This window comes from Kluyvera huaxiensis, from assembly GCF_040149365.1.
Lineage (GTDB): Bacteria > Pseudomonadota > Gammaproteobacteria > Enterobacterales > Enterobacteriaceae > Kluyvera > Kluyvera intermedia_A.
The window spans coordinates 299,887-325,826 of sequence record NZ_JBEFLV010000001.1; the positions used below are offsets into that span (position 1 = coordinate 299,887).

Consider the following 25,940-nt stretch of genomic DNA (forward strand, 5'->3'; position numbering starts at 1 on the left):
CCTTCTTAGGTTAATTGATAGTACTTGTCGACGGTAATCCGGGGGGGTATCTGCGGCGTATCATTCATTTGCAGCAAATCGATCTCGATGGCGTTACAGATAGCATCCAGCGGCAAATCATTATTTTCCATACCGAAGGGTTCTTCAAGCTCTTCCGCCAGCGTATCTAACGAGATAAAGGTGTACGAAATCAGCACTGAGATAAAGGGCGTCATGTAGTGCAGATCCACCACCAGGGCAAATGGCAGCATGATGCAGAACAGATACACGGTACGGTGCAGAATCAACGAATAGGCGAACGGTACCGGCGTATTGGCAATACGCTCACAGCCCGCGAGCACAATCGACATATCATTCAGGCGGATATTTAAGCTGTGGTACAAAATATCCGACAGTTCCCCTTCCCGACGTCGCTGCGCCAGCCAATCTCCCATAATCAGCAAAAGACGATTCGCCGGCGACTGCGCGGCCATCACCTGTGCCAAATGTTCTTCACTGAGATACTGAGCCAGCACCGCTCGGGTCGGCTGGCGGCGAAGAGTCAGGCGCAAGCAATGGGCAAAGGCGATTTGTAACCCGACAAACTCCGCAAGCTGGGGGTCATTATGCAGCGTGTTTTTCACTTCTCGCAGTAGTGAGCGCGAGGCAATCATCAACTGTCCCCATAGCTGTCTCGCCTCAACGTAGCGCGCATAGCAGGCGTTGTTACGAAAACCGAGGAAAATGGCAATCGCCACGCCAAGAATACTGAATGGCGCGACGGTCAGCTTGAATCCCAATGATGAATACCAGGGCAGAATCAGGATGACAACGATGGACAACAGGAAATTGAGTAGCAAACGCGAGAAGATTTTTGGCAGCACGGAACCGTGCCAAACGAAAATACGGGCCAGCCAGTGCTGGTGAGGACGGACGATCATGTTTTTTTCAATCTGGTTAACAATTTGTATATTAAACGTGATCTTCGTCATGTATTCAAGCGAGCAACCGGTAGAGATGGTATTCTGACCGCCCTCTTTTGATGCCAGACTTTATGTTTTTGCACGGTGCTTCATAGGGATAACATCAAACACACAATGTATGTTGTAACTAATGTATCGCACGTTATGGATATTAAACGGGCCTGCATTGAGCGATAAACCAACAAAAAACCCGGCCAGAGCCGGGTTAAGTCGCGTTACCGCATGATTAGCACAGCGGCTGAACGGCTTTACGCATCCCTTGGGTCAGGATAGCGTCAAGATCGGCAGAAACCTGTTCGACCAATCCTGAAACTTGTGTAAGATCTTGCTCCCAGTGATCGCTGACTGACAGTACCGCTTTCACCAGCTCCGCGGTGCCGATCTGCTGATCACGATGCTGCGCCCACAGTTTTTGATAGCTCTCAATCCAGTGCGCATCATCCTGTACCGGATAAGTCTCACCGTTACGTTCACCGCGATAGAAAGCGATCAGCGCCGCCAGCGCAAACGTCAGACGAGCTGGCAGTTTGCCGCTTGCCTTCTGCCCTGCCAGCAGCTGCGGGAGAATACGGGTACGGAATTTAGTCATCCCGTTCAGCGAAATCGACAGCAGCTGGTGCTTAATGTACGGGTTACGGAAGCGCCCCGTTACCGCACTGGCGAAGGACTCCAGCTCATCTTTTGGCAGATCTAACACTGGAATGATTTCCTGGTAGATCGCTTTCTCAACGAAGGCACAGATTTCAGCATCGTTCATGGCCTCGCCCACGGTATCAATACCGGACTGGAACGCGACCGGTACCAGCGCGGTATGTGCTCCGTTCAGAATCGCGACTTTACGTTCTTTATACGGCTTGATGTCGTCAACAATCAGCACATTCAGCGCCAGTTTATCGAGACGCAGTTCGCTGGCCAGAGATTTTGGTCCCTGAATCACGAACAGATAGAAGTGCTCGGCGGTATCGAGGAAGCCATCTTTATAACCCAGCTCCGCTTCCAGGTTAGCCGCTTCATCGCGCGGATAACCGGTGACGATACGGTCCACCAGCGTAGAGCAGAAGGCGTTAGATTCATTCAGCCAAGTCATGAATTCTGCCGGCAGCGCCCACTCTTGCGCGTAGCGTACAACCAGTTCGTGCAGCGCTTCACCGTTATAATCAATCAACTCACAAGGAATGATAACCCAGCCTTTATCCGCCGCCCCATTGAAGTGGCTAAAACGTTCGAACAGCAGGCGAGTCAGTTTTGCCGGGTAACTTACCGCTGGCGCATCATCAAACTTGTCGCCCGCGTGATAGCTGATACCGGCTTCGGTGGTGTTGGAGAAAACAAAACGCATATCTGGATTATGCGCGAGCTTCAGGAACGCATCGTAGTCACTGTAGGCACTGATTTCACGGTTTACGGAACGGATCAGGCGAGCATCGCTCACCGCTTCGCCCTTCTCATTCAAGCCACGAATAATTGTCGTGTATAGGCCATCCTGAGTACTGAGCGACGGCGGGAAGTCGCTGGCGATTGGGCGCACGATGACCACCCCGGAATTCAGGTCGGTGTGTTCGTTCAGCAGATCGATCTGCCAGTCAACGAACGCACGCAGGAAGTTTCCTTCGCCAAACTGGATAATACGCTCAGGGTATTGGGCACCGGGGAAATCATGGCGGTTCAGTGTTTTCACAATGGGTTCCTTTCTGGATTAGTCATACAGCCTGCTCAATTGGTGTAATAACTTATCAGGTTTTCCACTTATGAAACCGTGTTTTGATCAAAAGTGAGAGAATAAATAGCGAGTCTATAAAAATTTGTAAAAAATTGAGGTAGCCGTCAGTTCACCGTCCGGCATCAGGGCGTAACGCGGGATTTCCCCGACTTTCTGCCAGCCGCATTGTTGATAGAAATACTCAGCGCCGCTCCCGGTCGCCGTATCCAGCACCAGCACCGTTTTCTGCGCATCAATCGCCACCTGTTCCAGCCGCTGCATTAGCGCTCGGGCAATGCCGCTACGGCGTGCACATTCATGAACCAACAGCTTGGCGACATCTGCACGATGGGGTTGATTCTCCGGCTGATCGGTAATGAGTTGGACCGTACCGACGACACGCTGCTCGGCGTTTTTTGCCACCAGCAGCACCCGCTCGCCGCGAGCAACGCTTATCGCCGTGCGGCGCCAGAAAGCCTGAGCGGTTTCTGCCGTGAAAGGCAGCATGAAACTAACCGACGCGCCGCCATTAACGCAGTTAGACAGCACTTCCGTTAGCGCATCGAGATGGGAAATAATTTCAGCGTCTGAAAAAGTATGTAACGTAAAAGATGTGTGCATGGTCTTCCCCTATAAATAGAAAAACCACTATCACGTTAACCTTTTGATAACACAATAAGCTGCGTCATTGTATTTTCATATGACTTAGTGGACGAAGATCTGATTTTTACCGCGCCGTTTGGCCTCATAGAGCGCATTATCCGCCGCCTGCAACCAATCCGTCACTTCCTGCATTTCCGGCAGCGCATCGGCAATACCAATACTTAGCGTTAATGTTTGTTGATGATCCGGACGCTCAGTCACTACCGCCGTGGCATCCATAATACGTTGAGCAATGGCCCGCCCTTCTTCCCGTGACGTATTAGGAAGCAGGATCACAAATTCATCGCCCCCCAATCGGGCAGGCGTATCCGATGGACGGGTCGCCATCTGCAAAATCTGCGACACGGTCTTAAGCATTCCGTCGCCGACTTTATGCCCAAACCGATCGTTAACTTCTTTAAAATTATCAAGATCAATAAACATCAGCAACGAATGCCCGCATTGTTGCTTAAGACGAATAAGCTCCCAGGAGATACGCTGCTCCAGCAGGCGTCGATTAGCGATATCTAATAGCGGGTCAAGCATGGCAATGCGTTCCAGCTCCTGGCTTTTAAGTCGCAGCTTCACCGCAATACTGTCGGTGAGAAAACTGAGCGCCAGGACGTAGAGCGAAATCAGCGGCAGCGTCGCCAGCATGGTACGCTGAGAGACGTAGGCATCAAACGGCATCCCCGTGAGCACCCAACTCACGGCAAATCCTGCCAGCATCATTCCCGCCGCTTTACGCATCAACGACACACCGCCCGCCGAGAGTCTATCCGTCATCAGGATCGTGGCGATCGTTATCGACGGCAGTGGGTTACACGCTATCATGGCAATCCAGAAGCCGCCGACGACCGCGTCAATGAGCAGATTTTGTTGCTCGACCTGCCGGGGCATTGGTGAGCGACGTGCGCGCCGGTATGCCATCGTTGGCCAGACAAATGCGTTGATACCCAACAGCACCTGTAAAAACAGCGGCTGCTGGCGTTCAAGAAGCACAGATAAAATAGGAAGAAAGCAGAGAAAGGTGCCCAGGATCCGCATCAGATACATTCGTCTGACAAACCGGGTGCCTGTTACCCCATTATTCGTAATTAGTTTGCCAAAACCATTCATAACACAATTTATTCCGATACGTCGCCCGGCCTATCATATTGAGCAACGTTCGTCTGAGCAAGCTATCAAAATAGATAGCTTTTCAGATTAAACTTAAAAATGTTACTTCTCAGTTTTGTTCATTTGAATGACCAGCCAGTGATGGATAACGCGAACAATATATTGCTGTTGCCCGTCACTGAGTGCCTGTCCTTGCGGGATTTGATGCCATTTTTCCAGGCAACCGCGACAGCAGGTCGCCGTCGCATGCTGGGCAATAAACACCGGATGACCGCGCATCGGCGTCTGCTTACCATCATTATTTGGCAATGCCGGAGCCAGACGCCCGGCAACAAAATCAGCCGCATGGCGGTCAATCACCTCTGCGCCTTTATCCAGACAGTACTGCCGCTCCTTCACGCCAAGCCGAAAACGGCTGCGAAAAGGCGAGCGCTGTAGACGCGAGAACAAAATGTCTAGCCTATCCATCAGTAAACCGAACGTCCTATTTGCTGCGTGAGTTTTTCCAGTACCGCCACACCCGCCAGCGAGTTCCCGGTTTCATCCAGTTCCGGGCTCCACACGGCAATCGCCATTTCGTGCGGTACAATCGCCACCACCCCACCGCCGACACCAGATTTCGCCGGTAGCCCGACGCGCCAGGCAAATTCCCCGGCGTTCTGATACATGCCACTGGTAGCCATCAGCGCATTAATCTGTCTCGTCTGCATCGGTGAAACGACCGGTTTATCCAGATGCGCCGCCTGCCCCTGGTTTGCCAGGAACAAAAAGGTCTGCGCCAGCTCCACGCAGCTCATCTTCAGCGCGCAATAATGGAAGTAGTTTTGCAACACGGTCGCGACATCGTGATGGAAGTTACCGAAAGATTTCATCAGCCAGGCAATGGCCGCATTACGGGCCGAATGCTCAAATTCCGAACGCGCGACCTGCAGATCGTAACCAATATCCGGCACGCCGCTAAGTTTGCGAACGATTTCAAGCATACGCTGACGCGGCGCACTTAATCGCCCTTGCAACATATCGCAGACCACCAACGCCCCGGCGTTAATAAACGGGTTACGCGGAATGCCCTGTTCTATTTCAAGCTGCAAAAGGGAGTTAAACGGCTGACCGGAGGGATCTTTCCCCACCCGTGACCAGATCTCTTCAGCCTGATAATGGTTCATCGCCACCACCAGACTGAGGACTTTTGATATCGACTGAATAGAGAACCGCTCGTTCGCATCGCCGGCGCAAAAGTGCTGCCCATCGACGGTGCTGATAGCGATCCCCAGTTTATTACCGCTGACGCAGGCCAGTGCCGGAATGTAGTCCGCCACTTTGCCTTGCCCAATCAACGGCCGGACGTCGTTAAGAATCGACGTCAGCATGGCATTATTGATAACCGCAGCCACTTACGCTCCTTGCCCACAGGCCATTTTCGGCCTGGGAGTATAGCAGAGTGCCGTGGCCACGTCGTTTGGCTTAGCGGCGATCCTTCCACACGGTCTGCACATTACAAAACTCACGCAGGCCGAAATGTGACAGTTCACGACCAAAGCCGCTCTTTTTCACCCCACCAAACGCTACTCGCGCATCGCTGGCGCTATAGCCATTGATGAACACCCCGCCGCATTCCAGTTCATCGGCAAAACGCTGCGCCTGAGCGCTATCTGCGGTAAAGACGGTAGCGGATAGACCAAATTCACTGTCGTTTGCCAAAGCCAGCGCATGATCGGCGTTACGAGCAACGGAGATAGCCGCCACCGGGCCAAACATCTCCTGGCGGAATGCGGTCATGGTTGACAACACGTTAGCCAATACGGTGGCCGGATAATAGTTACCGTCCCCCGCGAGTTTCTCACCGCCAAGCAGCAGCGTCGCACCTTCTTTGACGGTGACCATCACCTGATCATGCAGTTCATCGCGCAGATCAAAACGCGCCATCGGCCCCAGATAGTTCTCGTCATCACGTGGGTCGCCCATTTTTAGGGCCTTAGCCGCCGCCACAAATTTCTGCGTAAAGACATCGGCAATCCCGGCTTCTACGATAAAACGCTTCGCCGCGGCACATACCTGCCCGGTATTTTGATAACGGCCAATAACCGCCGCCTGCACCGCCATATCAATGTCCGCGTCATTGAGGACGATAAACGGATCGGAACCGCCCAGTTCAAGCACGCATTTCTTCAGCGCCGCCCCTGCCTGAGCACCAATCGCTTTCCCGGCGCGCACGCTACCGGTCACCGTCACCGCCGCCACGCGCGGATCGTTGATTACCTGCGAAACGCCGTCATTGGTCGCATTGATCCAGTTAAAGACGCCGGCCGGGACACCCGCCTGCGCGATAATATCGCCGATCAGCGCCGCACAGCCCATCACGTTAGGCGCATGCTTAAGAATATAGCTATTGCCCGCCAGCATAATCGGCACCGCACCGCGCAGGACCTGCCACAGCGGGAAGTTCCACGGCATAATGGCTAACACCGGCCCCAGCGGACGATACTCGATAACGGCCTGGTTGTTTTCAACCTGAGTCGCTTCGGTGGCCAGCATGGCTGGGCCGTGTTCCGCATACCAATCACAGAGATTCGCTGACTTAGCGACCTCACCCCGCGCCTGGTTTATCGGTTTGCCCATTTCACGGGTAATACACTGCGCCATTTCTTCAGCACGTTCGCGCAGTGTTCGGCCAATGGCACGCAGCGCATCGGCACGCTGGGCAACGGGAGTCTTACGCCACTGGCGAAACGCGGTATCCGCCAGGCTAATGGCAATGTCCACTTCCGCAGTCGTTGCCCACGGCAGCGAAGAGATGGTTTCGCCGTTAGCAGGGTTAATAGAAAGAGCATGGGTTGCAGGTGAATTCATTTTTTCTCTCCGGGTCAATTGCGCAGTGATGACATCCTCGCCTATTCTGCTATTTATGAAAACTGAATAATATTAACCAAACCATTCACGATACGAGAACACCATGGACTTAACCCAGCTGGAGATGTTCAACGCCGTCGCCCAGACCGGCAGTATTACCCAGGCCGCTCAGAAGGTGCACCGCGTGCCATCGAACCTGACGACCCGAATTCGCCAGCTTGAGGCCGATCTCGGCGTTGAGCTATTTATCCGCGAGAATCAGCGACTGCGTCTTTCTCCCGCCGGGCACAGTTTTCTACGCTATAGCCAGCAGATCCTGGCGCTGGTCGATGAAGCGCGGATGGTGGTAGCGGGCGATGAACCGCAGGGTTTGTTCTCCCTCGGTGCGCTGGAGAGTACCGCTGCGGTGCGTATACCCCAGACGCTGGCACGCTATAACCAACGCTATCCGCGAATTCAGTTCGATCTGGCGACCGGCCCTTCCGGCACCATGACCGATGGCGTGCTAGAAGGTCGATTAAGCGCCGCGTTTGTCGATGGCCCAGTGGTGCATCCGGGACTTGATGGTATGCCGGTCTACCCGGAAGAGATGATGCTGGTTGCCGCCCACGGCCATCCGCCGGTTACCCGCGCCAGCGAAGTGAACGGGGTGAGTATCTACGCGTTTCGCGCCAACTGCTCCTATCGCCGTCATTTTGAAAGCTGGTTTCATGCGGATAAAGCCACACCGGGGCGCATTCACGAAATGGAGTCCTACCATGGCATGCTGGCCTGCGTCATTGCAGGCGCAGGGTTGGCGCTGATACCACGTAGCATGTTGGAAAGTATGCCCGGTCACCACCAGGTCTCCGCCTGGCCGCTGGCAGAGAAATGGCGCTGGTTGACGACCTGGCTGGTGTGGCGACGCGGGGCGATGAGCCGTCAGTTGGAGGCCTTTATTGCGTTACTGGATGAGCCAGCGCTTTCGTCATAAAGACGCTGAGCGGATCGGGCGCGTACGGGGCAAAAGCGTCACACACTTCATAGCCACAACGTTGATACAGTCGAATGGCCGCAGGCTGATGGATTCCCGTTTCTAATTGCAGCGTATGGCAACCACGTTGCCACGCTGCGGCCTCGAGTTCAGCCAACAATTTTTCGCCAAGCCGCTGCCCGCGATGCGTGTCATCAATGTACACGCGCTTCATTTCCGCACGGCCATCTTCACCGACAACAATTGCCCCACAGCCAATCGCCTGCTCACCGTGGCGAATAGCCAACAGCACCAGTTGCTCCTGCGGCAGCTGCGACAAATCCACCAGATGATTACTCTCCTGCGGATAAAGCGCCATTTGGTAATGGTCAAGCGCAGCAATGAGGGCGTGAATTCCCGCATCAGCGGGTGACGTAACGGCGATAGTGTACATAGGCGGCTCCGGTTTTTTGTTATTTATCCACTCTACCATTCGCCCGCTCATCAACTCAGATCGTTAACTTATAATTGCCGCAGACTCTTGCGCTAACCGCTTGTTAACGAGTAGCTTTATTCACTGTTATTTGCCCATCGAATGGAAATCCATGAACACCAAAGCCCGTAAGGTCATGATAATCGGCGCCGGTAACGTCGGCGCATCTGCAGCCTATGCGTTGCTCAACCAGAATATTTGCGAAGAATTAATCCTGGTCGATCTGAATACAGCCCGCGCAGAAGCGCACGCCCAGGATCTGAGCGATGCCGCAGCCTATATGCCCGGCATGATGTCCATCTCTTGTCGCGACGCCAGCGATTGTGCGGATGTTGATATTGCGGTCATCACTGTCTCCGGCGGCGCATTGAAACCCGGCCAGACGCGCCTCGATGAATTGCACGGCACCGCCCGTATTGTTCACAGCATTGTGCCGAAAATGATGGCAGGCGGTTTTAACGGCATCTTCCTTATCGCTACCAACCCGTGCGACATCATTACCTGGCAGGTGTGGCAGCTCTCCGGCCTGCCGCGTAATCAGGTTATCGGCACCGGCGTGTGGCTCGATACCACTCGCCTACGCCGCAAGCTGGCGCAAGATCTGGATATCGGCGCGCAGAGTATCGATGCCTTTATCCTCGGCGAACACGGCGACACGCAGTTCCCGGTATGGTCGCATTCCTCGGTTTACGGTTCGCCTATCGAGCAGGTCTATCAGCGCCGTACTGGAAAAGAGCTCGATCGTCAGGCCATGGCCGACAGCGTACGTAAGCTGGGCTTTGAGATTTATGCCGGAAAAGGCTGCACCGAATACGGTATCGCCGGAACCATCGCCGAAATTTGTCGCAATGTCTTCACCGGCAGCCATCGCGCGCTGGCCATCTCCTGCATTCTTGACGGGGAATATGGAGTCGACGGCGTGGCGATTGGCGTGCCAGCCGTGCTGGCACAAAACGGCGTGCAGCAGGTGATTGAACTCCAGCTCGCGGCGGATGAACAGGAGAAGTTTCTGCATTCCGTTGAAGTGATTAAAGCCAACATTGGGCTACTGCCGTAGCCGATGGCAACTGACATCGGCTACGTTTCATGCAAACTTTACGTAGCCGATATTCGCTTAATCCAGCAGGACTTTGCCCTGTAAATAGGTTCTTGCCGTTCCGCTCATCAATACCCGCTCCCCGGACCATTCACAGCGAATATCGCCGCCGCGTGCCGAGACCTGCCGCGCCAGCATCTGGGTTTTCCCCAACTTCGCACCCCAGTATGGGATCAGCATGGTATGCGCCGAGCCCGTTACCGGATCCTCCCACACCGCTTCACCGGGTGAGAAAAAGCGGCTGACAAAATCATACTCACCGTCACCGGCGGCAGTGACCGACACTTTATGTTCAACCGGCGTCATCGCCGTAATATCCGGGTTCAGCGCTTCAACCTGCTGACGGGTTTCCAGTTCAATCACCCAGGCTCGTCCCTTGTGGGCGCTAAGATAGTGGTTAATTCCCAGTGCCCGAAGCATTTCAGGCGGTGGCGTGAGCACTTGAGTCGGACAGGCCGGGAAGTCCAGCGTCATCCAATCGTCTTTGCGCGAAACGGTTAAACGCCCGGAGAGCGTCTCGAAATGAATGCGCTCATCAGGATAATGCAGATGGTTAAATATGACATGCGCACTGGCTAGCGTCGCATGGCCACAGAGATTCACTTCGTTGCGTGAGGTAAACCAGCGCAGCGCAAAACCACTTTGCTGTTTAACAACAAAAGCGGTTTCCGACTGGTTATGCTGCAGCGCCATGCGCTGCATTGTTTCATCCGGCAGCCAGTCGTTCAGAATACAGACCGCCGCAGCATTACCGCCAAAGGCGTGGCGACTAAACGCATCAACCATATAAAAATCAATTTCGTGCATATCACTCCCCGCTTTTCTCTGTGCTTTACAGCAAACTGACACGAAAAATTAACATCGACAAGTATCTTTAATACGATTATTAGTGACAGTGTCACACACATATAAAAACGAGAGATAACTCACAAAACGTTTGTATTCACTGCAACAATCGCTTTAAGATCGACCATCTCCTCATTTATCTAACGCTCCCGGTGCATTTATATGACAACGAACACGGTCTCTCGTCGGATCGCGTGGCTTCGGGTGGTCACGCTGGCTATCGCCGCTTTTATCTTTAACACCACTGAGTTTGTCCCCGTCGGCCTGCTGTCCGATATTGCCAACAGCTTTGGTATGCAAACCGCTGAAGTCGGTATCATGCTGACGATTTACGCATGGGTGGTCGCACTGATGTCGCTGCCGTTCATGCTGCTGACCAGCCAGATGGAGCGGCGCAAGCTGTTGATCGGGCTATTTGTTCTATTTATCGCCAGCCACGTGCTGTCGTTCCTGGCGTGGAACTTTACCGTGCTGGTTGCCAGCCGTATCGGGATTGCCTTCGCCCACGCGGTGTTCTGGTCAATAACCGCCTCACTGGCCATTCGTATGGCCCCGGCAGGTAAACGAGCCCAGGCGTTGAGTCTGCTGGCTACCGGCACCGCGCTGGCGATGGTCTTCGGCATACCGCTTGGTCGTATCGTTGGCCAATACTTCGGCTGGCGCACCACCTTCTTCGCCATCGGCGTGGGCGCACTGATTACCCTGCTGGCGCTGGTTAAACTGCTTCCGCGCCTGCCAAGCGAGCATTCCGGTTCGTTGAAAAGCCTGCCGCTGCTGTTCCGACGCCCGGCGCTGATCGGTATTTATCTGCTGACCGTGGTGGTAGTCACCGCGCATTACACCGCCTACAGCTACATTGAACCGTTTGTTCAGACCGTGGCAGGACTCAGCGGTAATTTCGCGACCATTCTGCTGCTGGTGCTGGGCGGTGCGGGGATTATCGGCAGCGTGCTGTTCGGTAAGCTGGGCAACAAACATGCCTCCGGGCTGGTTAGCAGTGCGATTGGCCTACTGCTGGCCTGTTTACTGCTGCTGTTGCCCGCCGCACGGGATGCCAGTCATCTTGCGGTGCTGAGTATCTTCTGGGGGATTGCGATTATGGTAATTGGCCTCGGGATGCAGGTAAAAGTCCTGGCGCTGGCACCGGATGCGACCGATGTAGCGATGTCGTTATTCTCGGGGATCTTTAATATCGGGATTGGTGCCGGCGCGCTGCTCGGCAGCCAGATAAGCACCCATTTATCCATGTCCGTCATTGGCTACGTGGGTGCAGTACCGGCGCTGGCAGCGTTTATCTGGTCGATAGTGATTTTCCGCCGCTGGCCTGCGACATCGTTAGAAGAGCAGTCACACCAGCACTAAGCGCATCACGGTGTTGCGTTGCTCACCAGGGCTACGCAACACCGCAACAAATCAGGCGTGGTAGGTAGAGATAATTTCCAGCACGCCGTTAATAATAAACTGCACGCCCATACACACCAGCAGGAAGCCCATCAGTCGGGAAATCGCTTCAATCCCTCCTTTACCGACCAACCGCATAATCGCGCCAGAACTGCGCAAACAGCCCCACAGAATCAACCCCACCAGCGCGAAGATAAGAGGCGGAGCCACCAGTACGACCCACTCAGGGAAGTTGACGCCGTGCTTTACCGTTGACGCCGAACTGATGATCATCGCAATGGTCCCCGGCCCCGCCGTACTCGGCATGGCCAGCGGAACGAAGGCGATATTGGCGGTCGGCTCTTCTTTTAACTCTTCCGATTTACTTTGCGCTTCCAGCGACTCGTGCGCCTTTTGCTGCGGGAACAGCATCCGGAAACCGATAAAGGCAACAATCAGCCCCCCGGCAATACGTAACCCGGGTATCGATATCCCAAAAGTATTCATCACGACCTGACCCGCATAATAGGCCACCATCATTATCGCAAACACGTATATCGACGCCATCATCGACTGACGATTACGCTCCGCGCTATTCATGTTCCCTGAAAGTCCGAGGAACAATGCAACGGTGGTTAACGGGTTCGCCAGCGGCAGCAGCACTACCAGCCCAAGGCCAATTGCCTGAAAGAGTTCCTTCATAGATATCCCAAAATCCTGTCTGTTTTATGGAAATAAATGCACTCAACGCCAGCCATTAGCCGTTCAGCACAGCAGCTTTCGCTCTCGCTTAGCTAAGTACAGGATATCCTATTTATCGTTATTTGAACCGTTTTAGCAATTCGTGGCATGCCACCATTCATTCAGTTGACTTATGGTTGCGTGGGAAATAATATCATCCGCAACTAAAGTACTTGCCAGGGCAACCATTGTGAACAGCACAAGCAATCTCTTCAATGAAATGATTCCACTTGGGCATTTGATTCACATGGTTAACCAGAAAAAAGATCGCTTACTCAACGAGCATTTATCGCCAGAGGACATTACCGCCTCGCAGTTCAGGGTTCTGTGCTCAATCCGCTGTCAGGGCAGTATCACCCCGGTGGAATTGAAAAAGACCCTTTCGGTGGATTTAGGTGCACTGACCCGCATGCTGGATCGTTTGTTGTGTCGGGGCTGGATAGCCCGATTACCCAATCCAAACGATAAGCGAGGCGTATTGATTCAACTGACGCCTGAAGGCGCGGCTATCTGCGAACAATGTCATCAGCTCGTTGGGCAAAACCTGCACCAGGAATTAACGAAAAACTTAACGGCAAATGAAGTGGCAACACTTGAGCTTCTACTTAAAAAAATATTGCCGTAAACAGAAGAAGAGGTAAGACGATGTCCAGACGCAACACCGACGCTATTACTATTCATAGCATTTTGGGCTGGATCGAAGATAACCTGGAATCCCCACTGTCACTTGAGAAAGTGTCCGAGCGTTCTGGTTATTCCAAGTGGCACCTGCAGCGGATGTTCAAAAAAGAGACCGGTCATTCATTAGGTCAATACATCCGAACCCGTAAGCTGACGGAAATTGCCCAGAAATTAAAAGAAAGTAACGAGCCGATCCTCTATCTGGCGGAGCGTTACGGTTTTGAATCGCAGCAGACGCTGACGCGGACGTTTAAAAACTATTTTGATGTGCCACCGCACAAGTATCGCGTCACCAATATGCACGGAGAGTCTCGCTATCTCCACCCCATTGATCACTGTGTTTGTTAATCGCCTGCTATAAGACGTATCGAGGAAATAATGAAACTGTTCGCTTCCGTTGCCTTCGCCCTACTGGCGGTGGCCGCAATTCCAGGCCACGCGGAGCAACTTCCTGCACAAAATAACGCCCATCAAACCATGCTGATGCCAACCGCCAGCAACCAGTCACCATTTGATTTTAATCACATGGCCGCCGGTAGCGACAAATCGGACGAGCTGGGCGTACCGTACTACAACGATAACAATCGCTAAACGTTATTAGCCCCGCCAGCGCGGGGCTTTTTTTTAGCCCTTCACCGCACGGCGCAGGCCCGGTAGACGAAAACCAAATACGTTGATAAGCAACCCCGCCATAATCAGCAGCGCCCCCACAAGCTGCATCAATGACAGCGTCTCTCCCAACAGCAGCGCCGCGCTCGCCAGCCCCACGACGGGCACCAGTAACGATAAAGGCGCCACTCGCCAGGTTTCATAACGCCCTAACAGCGAACCCCAGATGCCATAACCGACGATGCTTGCCATAAACGACAGGTACGCCAGAGAGAGTACTGTCGTCATGTCGATATGAATCAGGCTCTGCGCCATGATCTGCGGACCTTCAAAAATCCATGAGACGAGCATAAAAGGAATGATCGGGATTAACGCGCTCCACACCACCAGCGACATCACCCCGGTTTTAGACGGGTGCAGCATGATTTTTTTATTGAAGATATTCCCGCATGCCCAACACAGCGCCGCGCCCAACGTCAGCATAAAGCCCAGCAGTTTGACGTTCTGCCCGCTCATGCTGGTTTCGACCAACACCAGTACGCCAAACACCGCCAGCGAAATGCCAACCAGCTGTTTACGCTGTAGCCGTTCACCAAACACAAATGCGCCGAGAATGATGGTGAAGAAAGCCTGCGCTTGCAAAACCAGTGAGGCCAGGCCCGCCGGCATACCGAAATTAAGGGCGCAAAACAGGAAGGCAAACTGACCGAAACTTATGGTTAGCGCATAGCCCAGCAGCAACGAGAGCGGGACGCGAGGACGCGGCACAAAGAACAGCGCCGGGAAGGCGACGAACAAAAAGCGCAGACCGGCCAGCAGTAGCGGCGGCATCCCATGCAGCCCCACTTTGATGACCACAAAGTTCAGCCCCCATATCACCACTACCAGCAGCGCCAGTAGCCCATCTTTCCGCGTCATACTCGCCTCAACGTTTATTAAATTTATGTAAACACAATCAAAGTAACGAAAAATTCGCCCCAGGAATAGATCATTATTTGTAGTGGGATGAAATTGCACTTATCGACACGTCAACCGCTATACAAGCCCTTTATGGCGTGATATTTGTGAAAGAGATAACAAAAACCAATACCACAACACCTTTGGGCAAGAAAATGAAACCAACGACCAGACGATCCACGATTGCGCTGCTGGCATCGTCATTGCTGTTAACCATCGGGCGCGGTGCCACACTTCCGTTCATGACCATCTACCTCACGCGGCAGTACGCCATGAAGGTCGATACCATCGGCTACGCCATGTCTATCGCGCTGGTGGTCGGCGTGATATTCAGCCTCGGTTTCGGCATCCTGGCCGATAAGTTTGATAAAAAGCGCTATATGCTGATCGCCGTGATGTTTTTCATCGCCGGCTTTGTCGCCATTCCGTTAGTGAATAGCATCCCTTTGGTGGTGTTCTTCTTCGCGCTGATTAACTGCTCCTATTCGGTCTTTTCAACCGTACTGAAGGCCTACTTTTCCGATACGCTGGCCGCCAGCACCAAGGCGCGGGTGTTCTCACTCAACTACTCATTTTTGAATATTGGCTGGACCATTGGCCCGCCAATTGGCACGTTGCTGGTGATGCACAGCATTAATCTGCCGTTCTGGCTGGCGGCGATTTGCGCCGCCTTCCCGCTGCTGTTTATTCAGCGTTACGTTGAGCGAATCATCCCCGGTGAGATGACGGAAAAACCGGTCGCCTGGTCGCCTTCCGTGTTGCTACATGACCGGGCGCTGCTGTGGTTTACCCTTTCCGGCCTGCTGGCGTCCTTCGTTGGCGGCTCGTTCGCCTCCTGCCTGTCCCAGTACGTGCTAACCATCGGTGACAGTACCTTTGCCGAAAAAGTGGTGGCGGTGATTCTGCCGGTCAACGCCGCGGTGGTCGTCACATTGCAGTACGCCATTGGGCGCAAATTAACGGCGAATAACCTTCGTCCGTTAATGACCTTTGGCACCGTCTGCTATGTGCTGGGGTTGGCCGGATTTATGATGTCAGGTAATAACCTGGTGTATTGGGGGCTGGCGGCGGCCGTCTTCACTCTTGGCGAGATAATTTATGCCCCGGGTGAATACATGCTGATTGATAACATCGCGCCACCGGGCATGAAAGCCAGCTACTTCTCCGCTCAGGCGTTGGGCTGGCTTGGGGCCGCATTTAACCCATTGCTGACCGGGCAAATCCTCACCCATTTCCCGCCGCTGACCCTGTTCCCGATAATGATGATTGCTATCGTCCTCGCATGGGCGCTTATCTTCCGTGGTATTAAAGCCAGCGCCTGGCGCCCGCAATTGAACGCCATTTAGACCGGCATCAAGCAAACCGCCATCCGATAATCGTTCCCGACCGTCGGATGGCGTGATGTTGGCGAAACGAATGAAGTTATGCCCAAACCTGGGCGGCAATTCCTGTTACCAGTCGAACCTTATCCCACTGTTGCTGCTCAGATAGGCTATTGCCCTCTTCCGTTGAAGCAAAACCGCATTGCGGGCTGAGACAGATTTGATCGAGGGCGACAAATTTCGCGGCTTCCTCAACGCGAGCTTTGACCCCTTGCGGATTTTCCAGCTCACCGTTCTTGGTGGTAATCAACCCCAGCACGACTTTCTGCTCACCTTTTGGCACAAAGCGCAGCGGCGCGAAGTCCCCGGAGCGGTCGTTATCATATTCAAGGAAGAAGGCATCCACCTTCACGCGGCCAAACAGAATTTCCGCCACCGGCTCATAGCCCCCCTCAGAAATCCACGTTGAGCGGAAGTTACCGCGACAAACATGCAGACCGATAATCAAATCGGCCGGTTTGCCTTCCAGCGCACGGTTCAGTACGTTGGCGTAGATTGCCGCCAGTTCATCCGGGTCATCGCCGCGCTCGCGGACCTGACGACGCTGATCGTCAGAACACAGGTAGGCCCAGACGGTGTCATCGAGCTGTAGATAGCGGCAGCCCGCATCATAAAAGGCACGAATCGCATCACGCCAGGTATCGGCCAAATCGTTAAAGTAATCCGCCAGATCCGGATAGACCGTGGCATCAATGTCTTTACGTCCACCACGGAAGTGCAACACGCTTGGGCTCGGAATGGTCATTTTTGGCGTGGCATCACCGCTGATGCTTTTCAGGAAGCGGAAATCTTCCAGCATTGGGTGTTCACCAAAACCCAGTTTCCCGGTAACGCGAATACCGTGAGCGCGAGTTTGTACACCGTTAAACTGAATGCCTTTGTCGGCGTCATAGCGCTCAACGCCCTGTAAACCATCGAAGAAGTCGAAATGCCACCAGGCGCGGCGGAACTCACCGTCGGTGACCACATGCAGGCCACAATCGCACTGATGCTGAACCACGCGGCGAATCTCTGCATCCTCAACGGCGCGCAGCTGCTGTGCATTGATTTCACCGTCGGCAAACTGTAGACGCGCTTCTTTGATAGCCAGCGGACGTAAGAAACTGCCGACGATATCGGCGCGATAGGGTGCGTGTTGGTGTGGCATGCAGTTCTCCTTATTCACTCAGGCAAAACTGGTTGCTCTGAGTGATAATATATTATTTGAATTATTTAGCCTTCTGGATGGCTATATGTCCAAATAGTGTCATCCGTTCCCTGCTCTGGCAAACGAGAAAAATTCATCATCCATGAATAAAATTCACGTTGCGCGATTAAAAGCAAACCCTTCATCTTGCCAGCCGGTAATTCCCCCCAACATTAACTTCACCGGGCGTCCCAGCTCTGCCAACTTCAGCGCGGCGCGATCGGCTCCGTTACAGTGCGGCCCGGCGCAATAGACCACAAACAGCGTATCCTCTGGCCATGCCTGCATTCTCTCGCCGGTAATCTCCGCATGCCTGAGGTGAATAGCACCGGGAATATGACGATGGGCAAAGGCTTCCGGGCTACCAACCACGTGTAACAACACGAAATCCACCTCAGACTGTTGCAGCGATGCATAGACATCCGCGCAGTCTGTCTCAAAGGCCAGCCGTTGACGAAAATGGGCGGCCGCCTGAAGCGCTGTCGCAGCGGGGTATTCAGTTACATAACTCATCGTTTAATCTCCAGTTATATGTTACCTCTATGGCAACAACCGCTTGAGTATATCCAGGCCCCCAGGATGAGGACTGCCCGCTGTGATGACAGAAAACGACCATAAAATGACAAAGTTAGCCCCACAGGTCGTGGTTCTGGCCTATGACGGTTTGTGTACCTTTGAATTTGGCGTCGCGGTAGAGATCTTCGGCCTGCCGCGACCGGAACTGGGTGACAACTGGTATCGCTTTGCGGTAGCGGCCGTTGATGAAGGCGAACTCCGCGCCACCGGCGGCGTACGGGTAATGGCCGATGGTAATCTCAGTCTTCTCGAACAGGCCGATACGATCATCGTTCCCGGCTGGCGCAGTATTGATAGCCCTGTCCCGCCGCTGCTTTGTCAGGCGCTGCAGCGCGCGCACCGCCGGGGCTGTCGGGTGTTATCGATCTGTTCCGGGGTCTTTGTCCTGGCCGCAGCCGGGCTGTTGGCCGGGAAACGCGCCACCACCCACTGGCGTTACACCGAGCAGTTACAGCAGCGTTTTCCGGCGATCAAAGTGGTAGAAGATGTGCTCTACATCGCCGAGGAGACGGTATTCACCTCCGCGGGCAGCGCTGCGGGAATTGATTTGTGCCTGCACGTGGTACGGCTCGACTATGGGCTTGAAATAGCTAACAAGGTAGCGCGGCGACTGGTAATTCAGCCGCATCGCGACGGCGCGCAAAAACAGCAGATTGAACAGCCCGTCGCGCGCTCACGGGAGAGCCAGCGGCTGGGCATGCTATATGATTTTCTCTATCAACATCTGGCGGACAGCCACAGCGTTCGGTCACTTGCTGAACGAGTGGGCATGAGTGAACGTACCTTCCTGCGGCGTTTTCAGGACGCTACCGGTAAAACCCCTGCCCGCTGGCTGCTTGATGAGCGTTTACAGCTAGCGCAACACCGCCTGACCACCAGCCGTGAGAGTATGGAAAAAGTCGCCGAGTTGTCCGGTTTTGGCAATGCCAAAAATCTACGCCTGCGTTTTCAGCAACATTTAGCCATCAGCCCGCTGGCTTACAGAAAAAAGTTTACTGCAACAAATAATTAATTTAACAAAATACGCCGTTAGTCTACGTTTAAATTAGTACGCTAGAAGATGTGTTCGTTGGATGTTAAAGCGGAGGTCATCATGCCGGATAATATGCAAATTTTTGTTATTGCGATGGGTCTCATTCTGTTTTCCGGTTTTCTGACAGCCTATTTGAGCGGAAAGTGGAATGATTAACGGACAAAAAAAACCGCCAGTAAAACTGGCGGTATAAATGCTTGCATGGATAGATTTTCTTTCTACAGCTACCCTCTCTCCTTGATTGGATAACCGTTGCTGTCAATAATCGTAGCACCGCAATATTCAACTAACGTTAAACGGCGAGCGCATTAATTAAGCCAGAATTCTTCCACGCTTTTTTACTCTGACAGTTGGCCTTACGCCCTGCCCACAGTCTGCCGGAACGCGACTCCTGTAAGTCCTGAAGTTCAGGACGGCTAGACCAGATAGATTCGCGACGCGCGTTACGCTGGGACTTTTTCATTATTACCTCCGGGCAGAATGTCGATATTAAATCCATTAACTCAACAAGTTACGCCCCCATAGTAGCAAGTCGAATGACGAGTTTCTTCAATAACTTAAGGCATTTGTAAAGAGCCCGTGAGCCAGCGCACACGGGGGTACTTGCCGACTGTACCCTACCGAAAATGTCAGGTTGCGCAATTGTTATTGTTGCGTAAAACTGGCGCCGTTGTCTTCACTCCAGGGAAGACAGCATGAATGCTCTATTTATTTGTCCGACTTAACCCGCCAGCCCTGTGTGCGGGTTTTTTTTCTATTTTCCCGGCGTCGCTATGCTTGGCCGGGACGATTTTGCTAGTTAAGATTAGTCACTTAATCCGCGGTTTTTTAACATCGGTTCAATTAACGGATCGTGCCCACGCCAGTCGCGGTAAAGTTGTTCAAGGTCACTGCTGTTGCCGCGAGATAAAATAGCCTCGCGGAAACGTTGCCCGTTCTCGCGATTTAACCCACCACGTTCCACAAACCATTGATAGCCATCGTCGGCCAGCATTTGCGTCCACAAATAGGCGTAGTAACCCGCCGCATAGCCGCCGCCGAAAATATGCGAGAAGTAGCTGCTGCGATAGCGCGGTGGAACGGCGGCGAGATCGATATTCTCGCGACGTAATGCCTGCGCTTCAAACTCTTCAACGCTCTGCGGTAGTGCTGACGTATTTACGCTATGCCAGTTCATATCCAGAAGCGCCGCACTCAACAACTCGGTCATATCGTAACCTTTGTTGAAGTTGGCCGCCCGGAACAGACTATCACGCAGCGATTCAGGCATCGGCTCACCGGTTTCATGGTGGCGCGCATAGTGGGCGAACACCTCTGGATGGCTGGCCCAATGTTCGTTAATTTGCGACGGGAACTCGACAAAATCACGCGGCGTGCTGGTACCGGACAACGTCACATACCGTTGGTTAGCGAACAGACCGTGCAGCGCGTGGCCAAACTCATGGAATAACGTGACCACATCATCCCAGGATATCAGCGCGCTTTTCCCCACCGCAGGCTTGAGATAGTTGCATACGTTATAGATTACCGGACGGGTGCCAAATAGCGTGGACTGTGGCACAAAGTTATCCATCCACGCGCCGCCGCTTTTGCTGTCTCGCGCAAAGAAATCACCGTAGAACAGCGCCATCCCCTCGCCGTTGGCGTCGAAGATTTCCCAGACGCGCACATCCGGGTGGTATACAGGCAGATCGAAACGTTCGACAAAGTGAATGCCAAACAGCTGGCTTGCCGACCAGAACACGCCTTTAAGCAGAACGTTTTCCAACGCAAACCAGGGTTTGATTTGCGCTTCATCAATCGCATATTTTTCTCGACGCACCTGTTCTGAATAGAACAGCCAATCCCAGGCCTGCGCACTGAAGGCCTTTTCACCGTGATTGATAAGCGCCTGAATATCCGCAAGCTCGCTTTCAGCACGGGCACGCGCCGCCGGAGTGATTTCACGCATAAAGTGGAATGCGGCGGTTGGCGTTTTCGCCATCTGATCGGCCATGCTCCAGCTGGCGTAATCAGCGTAGCCCAGAAGCTCCGCCTGTTTCGCGCGAATCGCCACCAGTCGGAGCAGACGCGCGCGGGTGTCGTTGGCGTCCCCCTGTTGGTTACGCTGCCAGCCGGCTTTAAACAGTTTTTCACGCGTTTCGCGGTGGCGCAGTGATGCCAGCGCCGGCTGTTGGGTGGTGTTAACCAACGGGATCAACCAGCTATCCGTCAGCCCCCGATCGCTGGCCGCCGTTGCCGCTGCGGCAATTTCATCATCGCTAAATCCATCAAGGTAGTATTCACTATCAAGGATCAATCCGCCCGATTTAGCGGCCCCGAGCAAACACTGGTGAAACTGGCTGCTTAACGTTGCGGCTTCGGTATTCAGCGTTTTTAATTCGGCCTTCTGCTCATCTCCCAGCGTGGCGCCCGCCAGAATGAAGCGCTGGTAAATAACCTCAACCAGGCGCAGCGATTCCGCATCAAGACCTAAGTCATGGCGCTGCTGCCAGACGCTCTGAATACGCTGGAACAGCGCATCGTTCAGATAGATATCGTTGGCTAATCCGGCAAGTTCTGCCGAAAACTGCTCATCCAGGCGTTGAATTTCATCGTTGCTGTTTGCTGCCGCCATAGCAAAAAAGACCGACGTAACGCGTGATAGTAACTCTCCGCTTTTTTCCAGCGCCACCAGCGTATTGTCAAAATCTGGCGCGGCGGGATGGTGCGCAATATCAAGAATTTCCTGGCGCTTACGCTTTAAGCCTTCGTCAAAAGCCGGGCGATAGTGGCTGTCGTTAATTTCGTTAAACGGCGGTGCCTGGTAAGGTAACGTACTGCTGGCAAAAAATGGATTCGTGGCCGACATCATGTGCTCCTGAGTAAGACTTTGTCATAGAGTAGCAAGCCATTGATAGACCGCAATGATTTCTCGGGCTCTTGCGGTATCTTCCCCCAGATAAAGATAGCGTGCTATCGTGATGACACATTAACGCGTTGAAGGAACAGAGAGATGATCGTACTGGTAACCGGGGCAACGGCGGGTTTTGGCGAAAGCATCACGCGCCGTTTTATTGCCAACGGGCATAAAGTGATTGCCACTGGCCGTCGCAACGAACGTTTAAAAACGCTGAAAGATGAGCTGGGTGATAACGTACTGACCGTACAGCTGGACGTGCGGAACCGCGCGGCCATTGAAGAGACAATTGCTAATCTTCCTGCCGAATGGCGTGACATCGACATTCTGGTCAATAACGCCGGCCTGGCGCTGGGCCTTGAGCCGGCGCACAAAGCCAGCATCGAAGATTGGGAAGATATGATTGATACCAACAACAAAGGTCTGGTGTATATGACCCGTGCCGTTCTGCCTGGTATGGTCGAGCGCAATCGTGGGCATATCATCAATATCGGCTCTACTGCCGGTAGCTGGCCTTATGCCGGTGGCAACGTTTATGGCGCGACCAAAGCGTTTGTTCGCCAGTTCAGCCTGAACCTGCGGACCGATTTGCACGGTACCGCCGTTCGCGTGACCGATGTTGAGCCGGGACTGGTGGGCGGTACCGAGTTTTCGAATGTGCGCTTTAAGGGCGACGATGAGAAAGCCGGTAAAGCCTATGAAAACGCCAATGCGCTGACGCCTGAAGATGTCACCGAAGCGGTCTGGTGGGTTGCGACGCTGCCAAAACACGTCAACATCAATACCGTTGAAATGATGCCAGTGAGTCAAACATTTGCCGGTCTGAGTATTCATCGCCAGAGCTAGCATTAAATCCAGCCCGACCGTCGGTCGGGCTGGGCTAGAGGGCAAAAAAAGCGTAAAATAACAGCTTAATCAGCTGATAAGAACGACTCCATGGCCGCCGAAACCCAACTGAACCCAACACAGCCCGTCAACCAACAGATTTATCGCATTTTACGTCGCGATATTGTGCATTGCCTTATTGCGCCAGGTACCCCGCTGTCTGAAAAAGAGGTTTCTCTGCGATTTGACGTTTCCCGTCAACCCGTGCGTGAAGCGTTTATTAAACTTGCCGAGAACGGTCTTATCCAGATTCGCCCACAGCGCGGTAGCTACGTTAATAAAATTTCGCTCTCGCAGGTGAGTAACGGCTGCTTCGTGCGTCAGGCGATTGAATGCGCCGTGGCGCGCCGGGCCGCAACGATGATCAATGATGCGCAAAGCTATCAGCTTGAGCAAAATCTGCATCAGCAGCGTATTGCCATCGATCGCCAACAGCTCAATGACTTTTTTCAGCTTGATGATGAATTCCATCAGCTGCTGTCCAATATTGCCGATTGCCAGCTAGCCTGGGATACCATCGAGAATATTAAAGCGGCCATCGACCGGGTGCGCTATATGAGTCTGGATCATATCTCCTCCCCTGAAATGCTGCTGAAGCAACATCACGAGATATTCTCGGCACTGGAAAAGCGTGATGTCGATGCGGTAGATAAAGCGATGACGTTGCATCTGCAAGAAATTAGCGAATCGGTCCTGCTTATCCGCCAGGAAAACCGGGATTGGTTTAGCGAAGAATAGTAAAAAGGGCCTTCACTCATGAAGGCCCTTTCTTTAACGAATAACCATGGTAGGAATATTGGCGTAGCGCAGTATCGACTCGGCGTTTGATCCCAATAGATGGGTGCTCATTGCGCGCTGACGCGAGCCAATCACAATAACGTCATACTCGCCGCTCTTACTCATAGTGAGAATTTCATCACGAATATTACCAAAGCGCACTTCGGTGTGCAGGCGCTCCGGCGAGATATCAAATAAGCGCTGCAGATTTACCATTTTGCGGGTAGATTCCGCCAGCATATAATCCTCAAACTTTTTAATATCTGAGGCAAAGCCGCGTAAGATTGAGCGATTGCTGTTAGGGAGTACATTCAGCAGCGTAATTTCACCGGCATCACCTGCCAGATAAGCCGCATGACGAATAGCTTTATCGCTTAAATCCATTTCAAAAATATCTACAGGCATGAGAATTTTCTTGTACATAGCCCGAGCTCCTTATTCCAGATAGTCCATTATTTTCCTGTCATAACCATGCCATAGTTTCCCTGTGGGATATAGCATTTATTGTTCATGATTAGAATATAAACGCGAAAATAATCGTCTGTTATTTCAACTAACTTCAAGAAACTCATAGAAACGTTGCAATAAAGTAGAACCGTAAATAAAACGCCTCCTGCGATTAGGAGGCGTTGACCCACTACACATGAATTACAATGCATCGAGAGGAACTTTCGCCACCAATTTTCTCACATGCAGAGTCTCATTTTTATGGCACAGCGGAGAGTGAATATCCCAGGGGAAAAAGATCACATAGTCTCCAGCCCCCAACACCATATCGTTTAAAACTAAAGACTCTCGCTGATAGAAATAATTATCCTGCTGAGGGTCGGCCTCCAGAGGTAATCTGTCACCTCGCCCTCCAAACTCTGCCCACTCCTTGCCCGTAATCACGAAGTGTACATCAATAAATTGTTTATGCGTTTCCGGGCGCCGGTTTTCTGCGGCCGCGGTTTCTGCGGTAAACGTTTTGTAGACCACACCGTCTATTTCGAGCTGGCCATCATGATGTTGCTGCCAATCAAAACCGGCTATCTTTTCTAGCACTGTATAAACCTTTGCCGGAAGTTCTTTCGCCGCCTGCGAGAGCTGTTGAATATTTCCGCTGATCATAATGACTGACTCTCAGCGAGTTGAACCACTTCTGCCCAAACACCATCATCAACTGGAATGCCGCTATTCATAAAGCTGGCACGATTTTTCATCTCCATTTCGCCGGGATAGTAAACCTCTTTAATGCCTTCGGCAGGTTCAGACGTTTTCACATATTCAGCGACACTCTGGGCCATATTTTCACTAAATTCGGCTCCGCCGAAGTGAGCCGGGTCAAAGACCATAAACACCTGGCTTGCACCGGTACAGCTGCCTTGTTGCACTTTATCAATTTCATTCGTTGGTGAACCGGCGGTTAAAAATGCGGCCATCGCATCAAGCAGGATCGCCATACCTGAGCCTTTCCAGTATCCAGTAGGCAGAATACGCATGGACTCTTCAATTGGCCCGGGCTCATCAGTCAGCTTGCCCTCTTTGTCATAGCCACCAGGAAACGGCAGCTTCTCTCCTTTAAGACGGGTAACCTGCAGCTTGCCGTAGGCGTATTGAGACATCGCCATATCCAGAACCATCGCGCCTTCATGCAAAGGAACGGCCATCACGAACGGGTTATTGCCAAGGCGGGTATTTCTCGCACCCCAGGCTGGCATACAGGATTCGGTGTTAGTCCAACATATTGCCGCATAGCCTTGCTGTGCAGCTTTCCAACCGTAAGTGCCACCACGCATCCAGTGCGTCGTATTACGCATGCCCACAATCCCAACGCCATATTTTTTGGCAAGCTCAATTGCGCGTTCCGTGGCGAATAAAGCGTTGGTGATACCAATACCACGTTGACCATCGTATATTTCTAAAGATGCCAGTGATTTCACCCGCTCCGGGTTGGCGTTGATATCAACCCAACCTTTATTCACATAATCGACAAAGCGTGCCACGCGATTAAGTCCATGAGAAAAAATCCCATCACAGCTGGTTTCCGTATGAATCTGAGCGCAAATATCTGCCTGTTTTTCATGAAGACCGGCATTCAGGAAAGCTTGTTTAACCGTACTCTTCATTTCATCAAATGAAATTTTCGTCATGAATCAATCTCCAGTTTAATGGGTAATTACGATATCAAGAATA

At 52.8% G+C, this 25,940-nt stretch carries 29 protein-coding genes; 11 read left to right on the top strand and 18 right to left on the bottom strand.

From position 1 onward, the window contains the following. Positions 1–5: 5 nt before the first annotated feature. The 7 genes from ABOC97_RS01445 to sad all read right to left on the bottom strand — a co-directional run bounded on the left by ABOC97_RS01445 (position 6) and on the right by sad (position 7,272). Positions 6–920 carry a bestrophin family protein gene (locus tag ABOC97_RS01445; RefSeq protein WP_265178961.1) on the bottom strand — a complete coding sequence of 305 codons (915 nt, stop codon included), beginning with the start codon at positions 918–920 and terminating at the stop codon, positions 6–8. A 268-nt stretch (positions 921–1,188) separates the two neighbouring features. Continuing rightward, a complete protein-coding gene (locus ABOC97_RS01450; protein ID WP_349593154.1) occupies positions 1,189–2,640 on the bottom strand; it encodes a tagaturonate reductase in 1,452 nt (483 codons plus the stop codon). A gap of 114 nt (positions 2,641–2,754) precedes the next feature. Continuing rightward, entirely contained in the window at positions 2,755–3,282 is a 528-nt protein-coding gene (locus ABOC97_RS01455) for a GNAT family N-acetyltransferase (RefSeq protein ID WP_349593157.1), read from the bottom strand. An 84-nt stretch (positions 3,283–3,366) separates the two neighbouring features. Next, entirely contained in the window at positions 3,367–4,359 is a 993-nt protein-coding gene (locus tag ABOC97_RS01460) for a sensor domain-containing diguanylate cyclase (protein WP_349593160.1), read from the bottom strand. A 165-nt stretch (positions 4,360–4,524) separates the two neighbouring features. Beyond that, on the bottom strand, positions 4,525–4,890 hold the full coding sequence (locus ABOC97_RS01465; RefSeq protein WP_349593162.1) for a DUF4186 domain-containing protein: 366 nt from the start codon (positions 4,888–4,890) through the stop codon (positions 4,525–4,527). Next, a complete protein-coding gene (glsB, locus tag ABOC97_RS01470) occupies positions 4,890–5,816 on the bottom strand; it encodes a glutaminase B (RefSeq protein WP_349593165.1) in 927 nt (308 codons plus the stop codon). Before glsB ends, ABOC97_RS01465 begins: the two co-directional genes overlap by 1 nt. Before the next feature lie 70 nt (positions 5,817–5,886). Further along, positions 5,887–7,272 carry a succinate-semialdehyde dehydrogenase gene (gene sad, locus ABOC97_RS01475; protein WP_349593168.1) on the bottom strand — a complete coding sequence of 462 codons (1,386 nt, stop codon included), beginning with the start codon at positions 7,270–7,272 and terminating at the stop codon, positions 5,887–5,889. A 103-nt stretch (positions 7,273–7,375) separates the two neighbouring features. On the opposite strand from sad, the gene ptrR reads away from it, so the two are divergent. Beyond that, positions 7,376–8,245: a putrescine utilization regulator PtrR gene (gene ptrR / locus ABOC97_RS01480; protein WP_349593171.1), complete on the top strand. Its 870-nt coding sequence runs from the start codon at positions 7,376–7,378 to the stop codon at positions 8,243–8,245. Here ptrR and ABOC97_RS01485 read toward each other — a convergent pair. Continuing rightward, on the bottom strand, positions 8,208–8,678 hold the full coding sequence (locus ABOC97_RS01485) for a GNAT family N-acetyltransferase (protein ID WP_349593174.1): 471 nt from the start codon (positions 8,676–8,678) through the stop codon (positions 8,208–8,210). The two genes, ptrR and ABOC97_RS01485, sit on opposite strands and share 38 nt — an antisense overlap. A gap of 151 nt (positions 8,679–8,829) precedes the next feature. Between ABOC97_RS01485 and ABOC97_RS01490 the strand changes: the two genes are divergently transcribed. Continuing rightward, positions 8,830–9,774 (top strand): L-lactate dehydrogenase, encoded by a 945-nt coding sequence (locus ABOC97_RS01490; RefSeq protein WP_349593177.1) that lies wholly within the window; start codon positions 8,830–8,832, stop codon positions 9,772–9,774. 57 nt (positions 9,775–9,831) lie between these two features. Here the strand turns inward: ABOC97_RS01490 and ABOC97_RS01495 are convergent, their stop codons facing one another. Beyond that, positions 9,832–10,620: a PhzF family phenazine biosynthesis protein gene (locus ABOC97_RS01495; RefSeq protein WP_349593179.1), complete on the bottom strand. Its 789-nt coding sequence runs from the start codon at positions 10,618–10,620 to the stop codon at positions 9,832–9,834. Between the two features lie 201 nt (positions 10,621–10,821). Here ABOC97_RS01495 and ABOC97_RS01500 point away from each other — a divergent pair, with 201 nt between their 5' ends. Then, positions 10,822–12,021, top strand: coding sequence for a sugar transporter (locus ABOC97_RS01500; RefSeq protein WP_349593182.1), 1,200 nt, complete (start codon positions 10,822–10,824; stop codon positions 12,019–12,021). A 51-nt stretch (positions 12,022–12,072) separates the two neighbouring features. Here the strand turns inward: ABOC97_RS01500 and ABOC97_RS01505 are convergent, their stop codons facing one another. After that, positions 12,073–12,741: a MarC family NAAT transporter gene (locus ABOC97_RS01505; RefSeq protein ID WP_349593184.1), complete on the bottom strand. Its 669-nt coding sequence runs from the start codon at positions 12,739–12,741 to the stop codon at positions 12,073–12,075. A gap of 229 nt (positions 12,742–12,970) precedes the next feature. On the opposite strand from ABOC97_RS01505, the gene marR reads away from it, so the two are divergent. Genes marR through marB form a run of 3 tightly spaced genes read left to right on the top strand, consistent with a single transcriptional unit; the run spans position 12,971 to position 14,052 of the window. After that, positions 12,971–13,405 carry a multiple antibiotic resistance transcriptional regulator MarR gene (marR, locus tag ABOC97_RS01510; protein ID WP_052282595.1) on the top strand — a complete coding sequence of 145 codons (435 nt, stop codon included), beginning with the start codon at positions 12,971–12,973 and terminating at the stop codon, positions 13,403–13,405. A 20-nt stretch (positions 13,406–13,425) separates the two neighbouring features. Continuing rightward, entirely contained in the window at positions 13,426–13,809 is a 384-nt protein-coding gene (marA, locus tag ABOC97_RS01515; RefSeq protein WP_052282559.1) for an MDR efflux pump AcrAB transcriptional activator MarA, read from the top strand. A gap of 30 nt (positions 13,810–13,839) precedes the next feature. Then, positions 13,840–14,052: a multiple antibiotic resistance protein MarB gene (marB, locus tag ABOC97_RS01520; RefSeq protein ID WP_234506410.1), complete on the top strand. Its 213-nt coding sequence runs from the start codon at positions 13,840–13,842 to the stop codon at positions 14,050–14,052. A gap of 33 nt (positions 14,053–14,085) precedes the next feature. Here marB and eamA read toward each other — a convergent pair whose 3' ends face one another. Then, positions 14,086–14,988 (bottom strand): O-acetylserine/cysteine exporter, encoded by a 903-nt coding sequence (gene eamA / locus ABOC97_RS01525; RefSeq protein WP_349593189.1) that lies wholly within the window; start codon positions 14,986–14,988, stop codon positions 14,086–14,088. A 194-nt stretch (positions 14,989–15,182) separates the two neighbouring features. Between eamA and ydeE the strand changes: the two genes are divergently transcribed. Then, the gene (ydeE, locus tag ABOC97_RS01530) at positions 15,183–16,373 is read left to right on the top strand and encodes an efflux MFS transporter YdeE (RefSeq protein WP_349593192.1); all 1,191 of its coding nucleotides are present in this window, start codon (positions 15,183–15,185) and stop codon (positions 16,371–16,373) included. A gap of 76 nt (positions 16,374–16,449) precedes the next feature. On the opposite strand, the gene ABOC97_RS01535 is transcribed toward ydeE, so the two are convergent. After that, positions 16,450–17,556 (bottom strand): cobalamin-independent methionine synthase II family protein, encoded by a 1,107-nt coding sequence (locus ABOC97_RS01535; protein WP_349593195.1) that lies wholly within the window; start codon positions 17,554–17,556, stop codon positions 16,450–16,452. 153 nt (positions 17,557–17,709) lie between these two features. Beyond that, positions 17,710–18,108, bottom strand: a complete 399-nt coding sequence (locus ABOC97_RS01540) for a rhodanese-like domain-containing protein (RefSeq protein ID WP_349593198.1) — start codon at positions 18,106–18,108, stop codon at positions 17,710–17,712. Between the two features lie 85 nt (positions 18,109–18,193). On the opposite strand from ABOC97_RS01540, the gene ftrA reads away from it, so the two are divergent. Next, entirely contained in the window at positions 18,194–19,183 is a 990-nt protein-coding gene (ftrA, locus tag ABOC97_RS01545) for a transcriptional regulator FtrA (RefSeq protein ID WP_459253814.1), read from the top strand. 93 nt (positions 19,184–19,276) lie between these two features. Beyond that, a complete protein-coding gene (gene mgtS, locus ABOC97_RS01550; protein WP_459253815.1) occupies positions 19,277–19,360 on the top strand; it encodes a protein MgtS in 84 nt (27 codons plus the stop codon). A gap of 136 nt (positions 19,361–19,496) precedes the next feature. On the opposite strand, the gene ABOC97_RS01555 is transcribed toward mgtS, so the two are convergent. Continuing rightward, positions 19,497–19,667, bottom strand: coding sequence for a hypothetical protein (locus ABOC97_RS01555; protein WP_234506390.1), 171 nt, complete (start codon positions 19,665–19,667; stop codon positions 19,497–19,499). 342 nt (positions 19,668–20,009) lie between these two features. Then, positions 20,010–22,055: a peptidyl-dipeptidase Dcp gene (dcp, locus tag ABOC97_RS01560; protein WP_349593535.1), complete on the bottom strand. Its 2,046-nt coding sequence runs from the start codon at positions 22,053–22,055 to the stop codon at positions 20,010–20,012. A gap of 144 nt (positions 22,056–22,199) precedes the next feature. On the opposite strand from dcp, the gene ydfG reads away from it, so the two are divergent. Then, entirely contained in the window at positions 22,200–22,949 is a 750-nt protein-coding gene (ydfG, locus tag ABOC97_RS01565) for a bifunctional NADP-dependent 3-hydroxy acid dehydrogenase/3-hydroxypropionate dehydrogenase YdfG (protein WP_349593205.1), read from the top strand. Between the two features lie 90 nt (positions 22,950–23,039). Beyond that, the gene (locus ABOC97_RS01570) at positions 23,040–23,726 is read left to right on the top strand and encodes a GntR family transcriptional regulator (RefSeq protein WP_234506382.1); all 687 of its coding nucleotides are present in this window, start codon (positions 23,040–23,042) and stop codon (positions 23,724–23,726) included. A 33-nt stretch (positions 23,727–23,759) separates the two neighbouring features. Here ABOC97_RS01570 and ABOC97_RS01575 read toward each other — a convergent pair whose 3' ends face one another. The 3 genes from ABOC97_RS01575 to yiaK form a co-directional block, all read right to left on the bottom strand. After that, complete coding sequence (locus ABOC97_RS01575; protein WP_349593208.1) at positions 23,760–24,188, bottom strand: universal stress protein; 429 nt, start codon at positions 24,186–24,188, stop codon at positions 23,760–23,762. A gap of 225 nt (positions 24,189–24,413) precedes the next feature. Continuing rightward, entirely contained in the window at positions 24,414–24,875 is a 462-nt protein-coding gene (locus ABOC97_RS01580) for a YhcH/YjgK/YiaL family protein (protein ID WP_349593211.1), read from the bottom strand. Beyond that, positions 24,872–25,897 (bottom strand): 3-dehydro-L-gulonate 2-dehydrogenase, encoded by a 1,026-nt coding sequence (gene yiaK / locus ABOC97_RS01585; RefSeq protein WP_349593214.1) that lies wholly within the window; start codon positions 25,895–25,897, stop codon positions 24,872–24,874. The genes ABOC97_RS01580 and yiaK overlap by 4 nt, the downstream gene beginning before the upstream one ends. Positions 25,898–25,940: the final 43 nt, after the last annotated feature.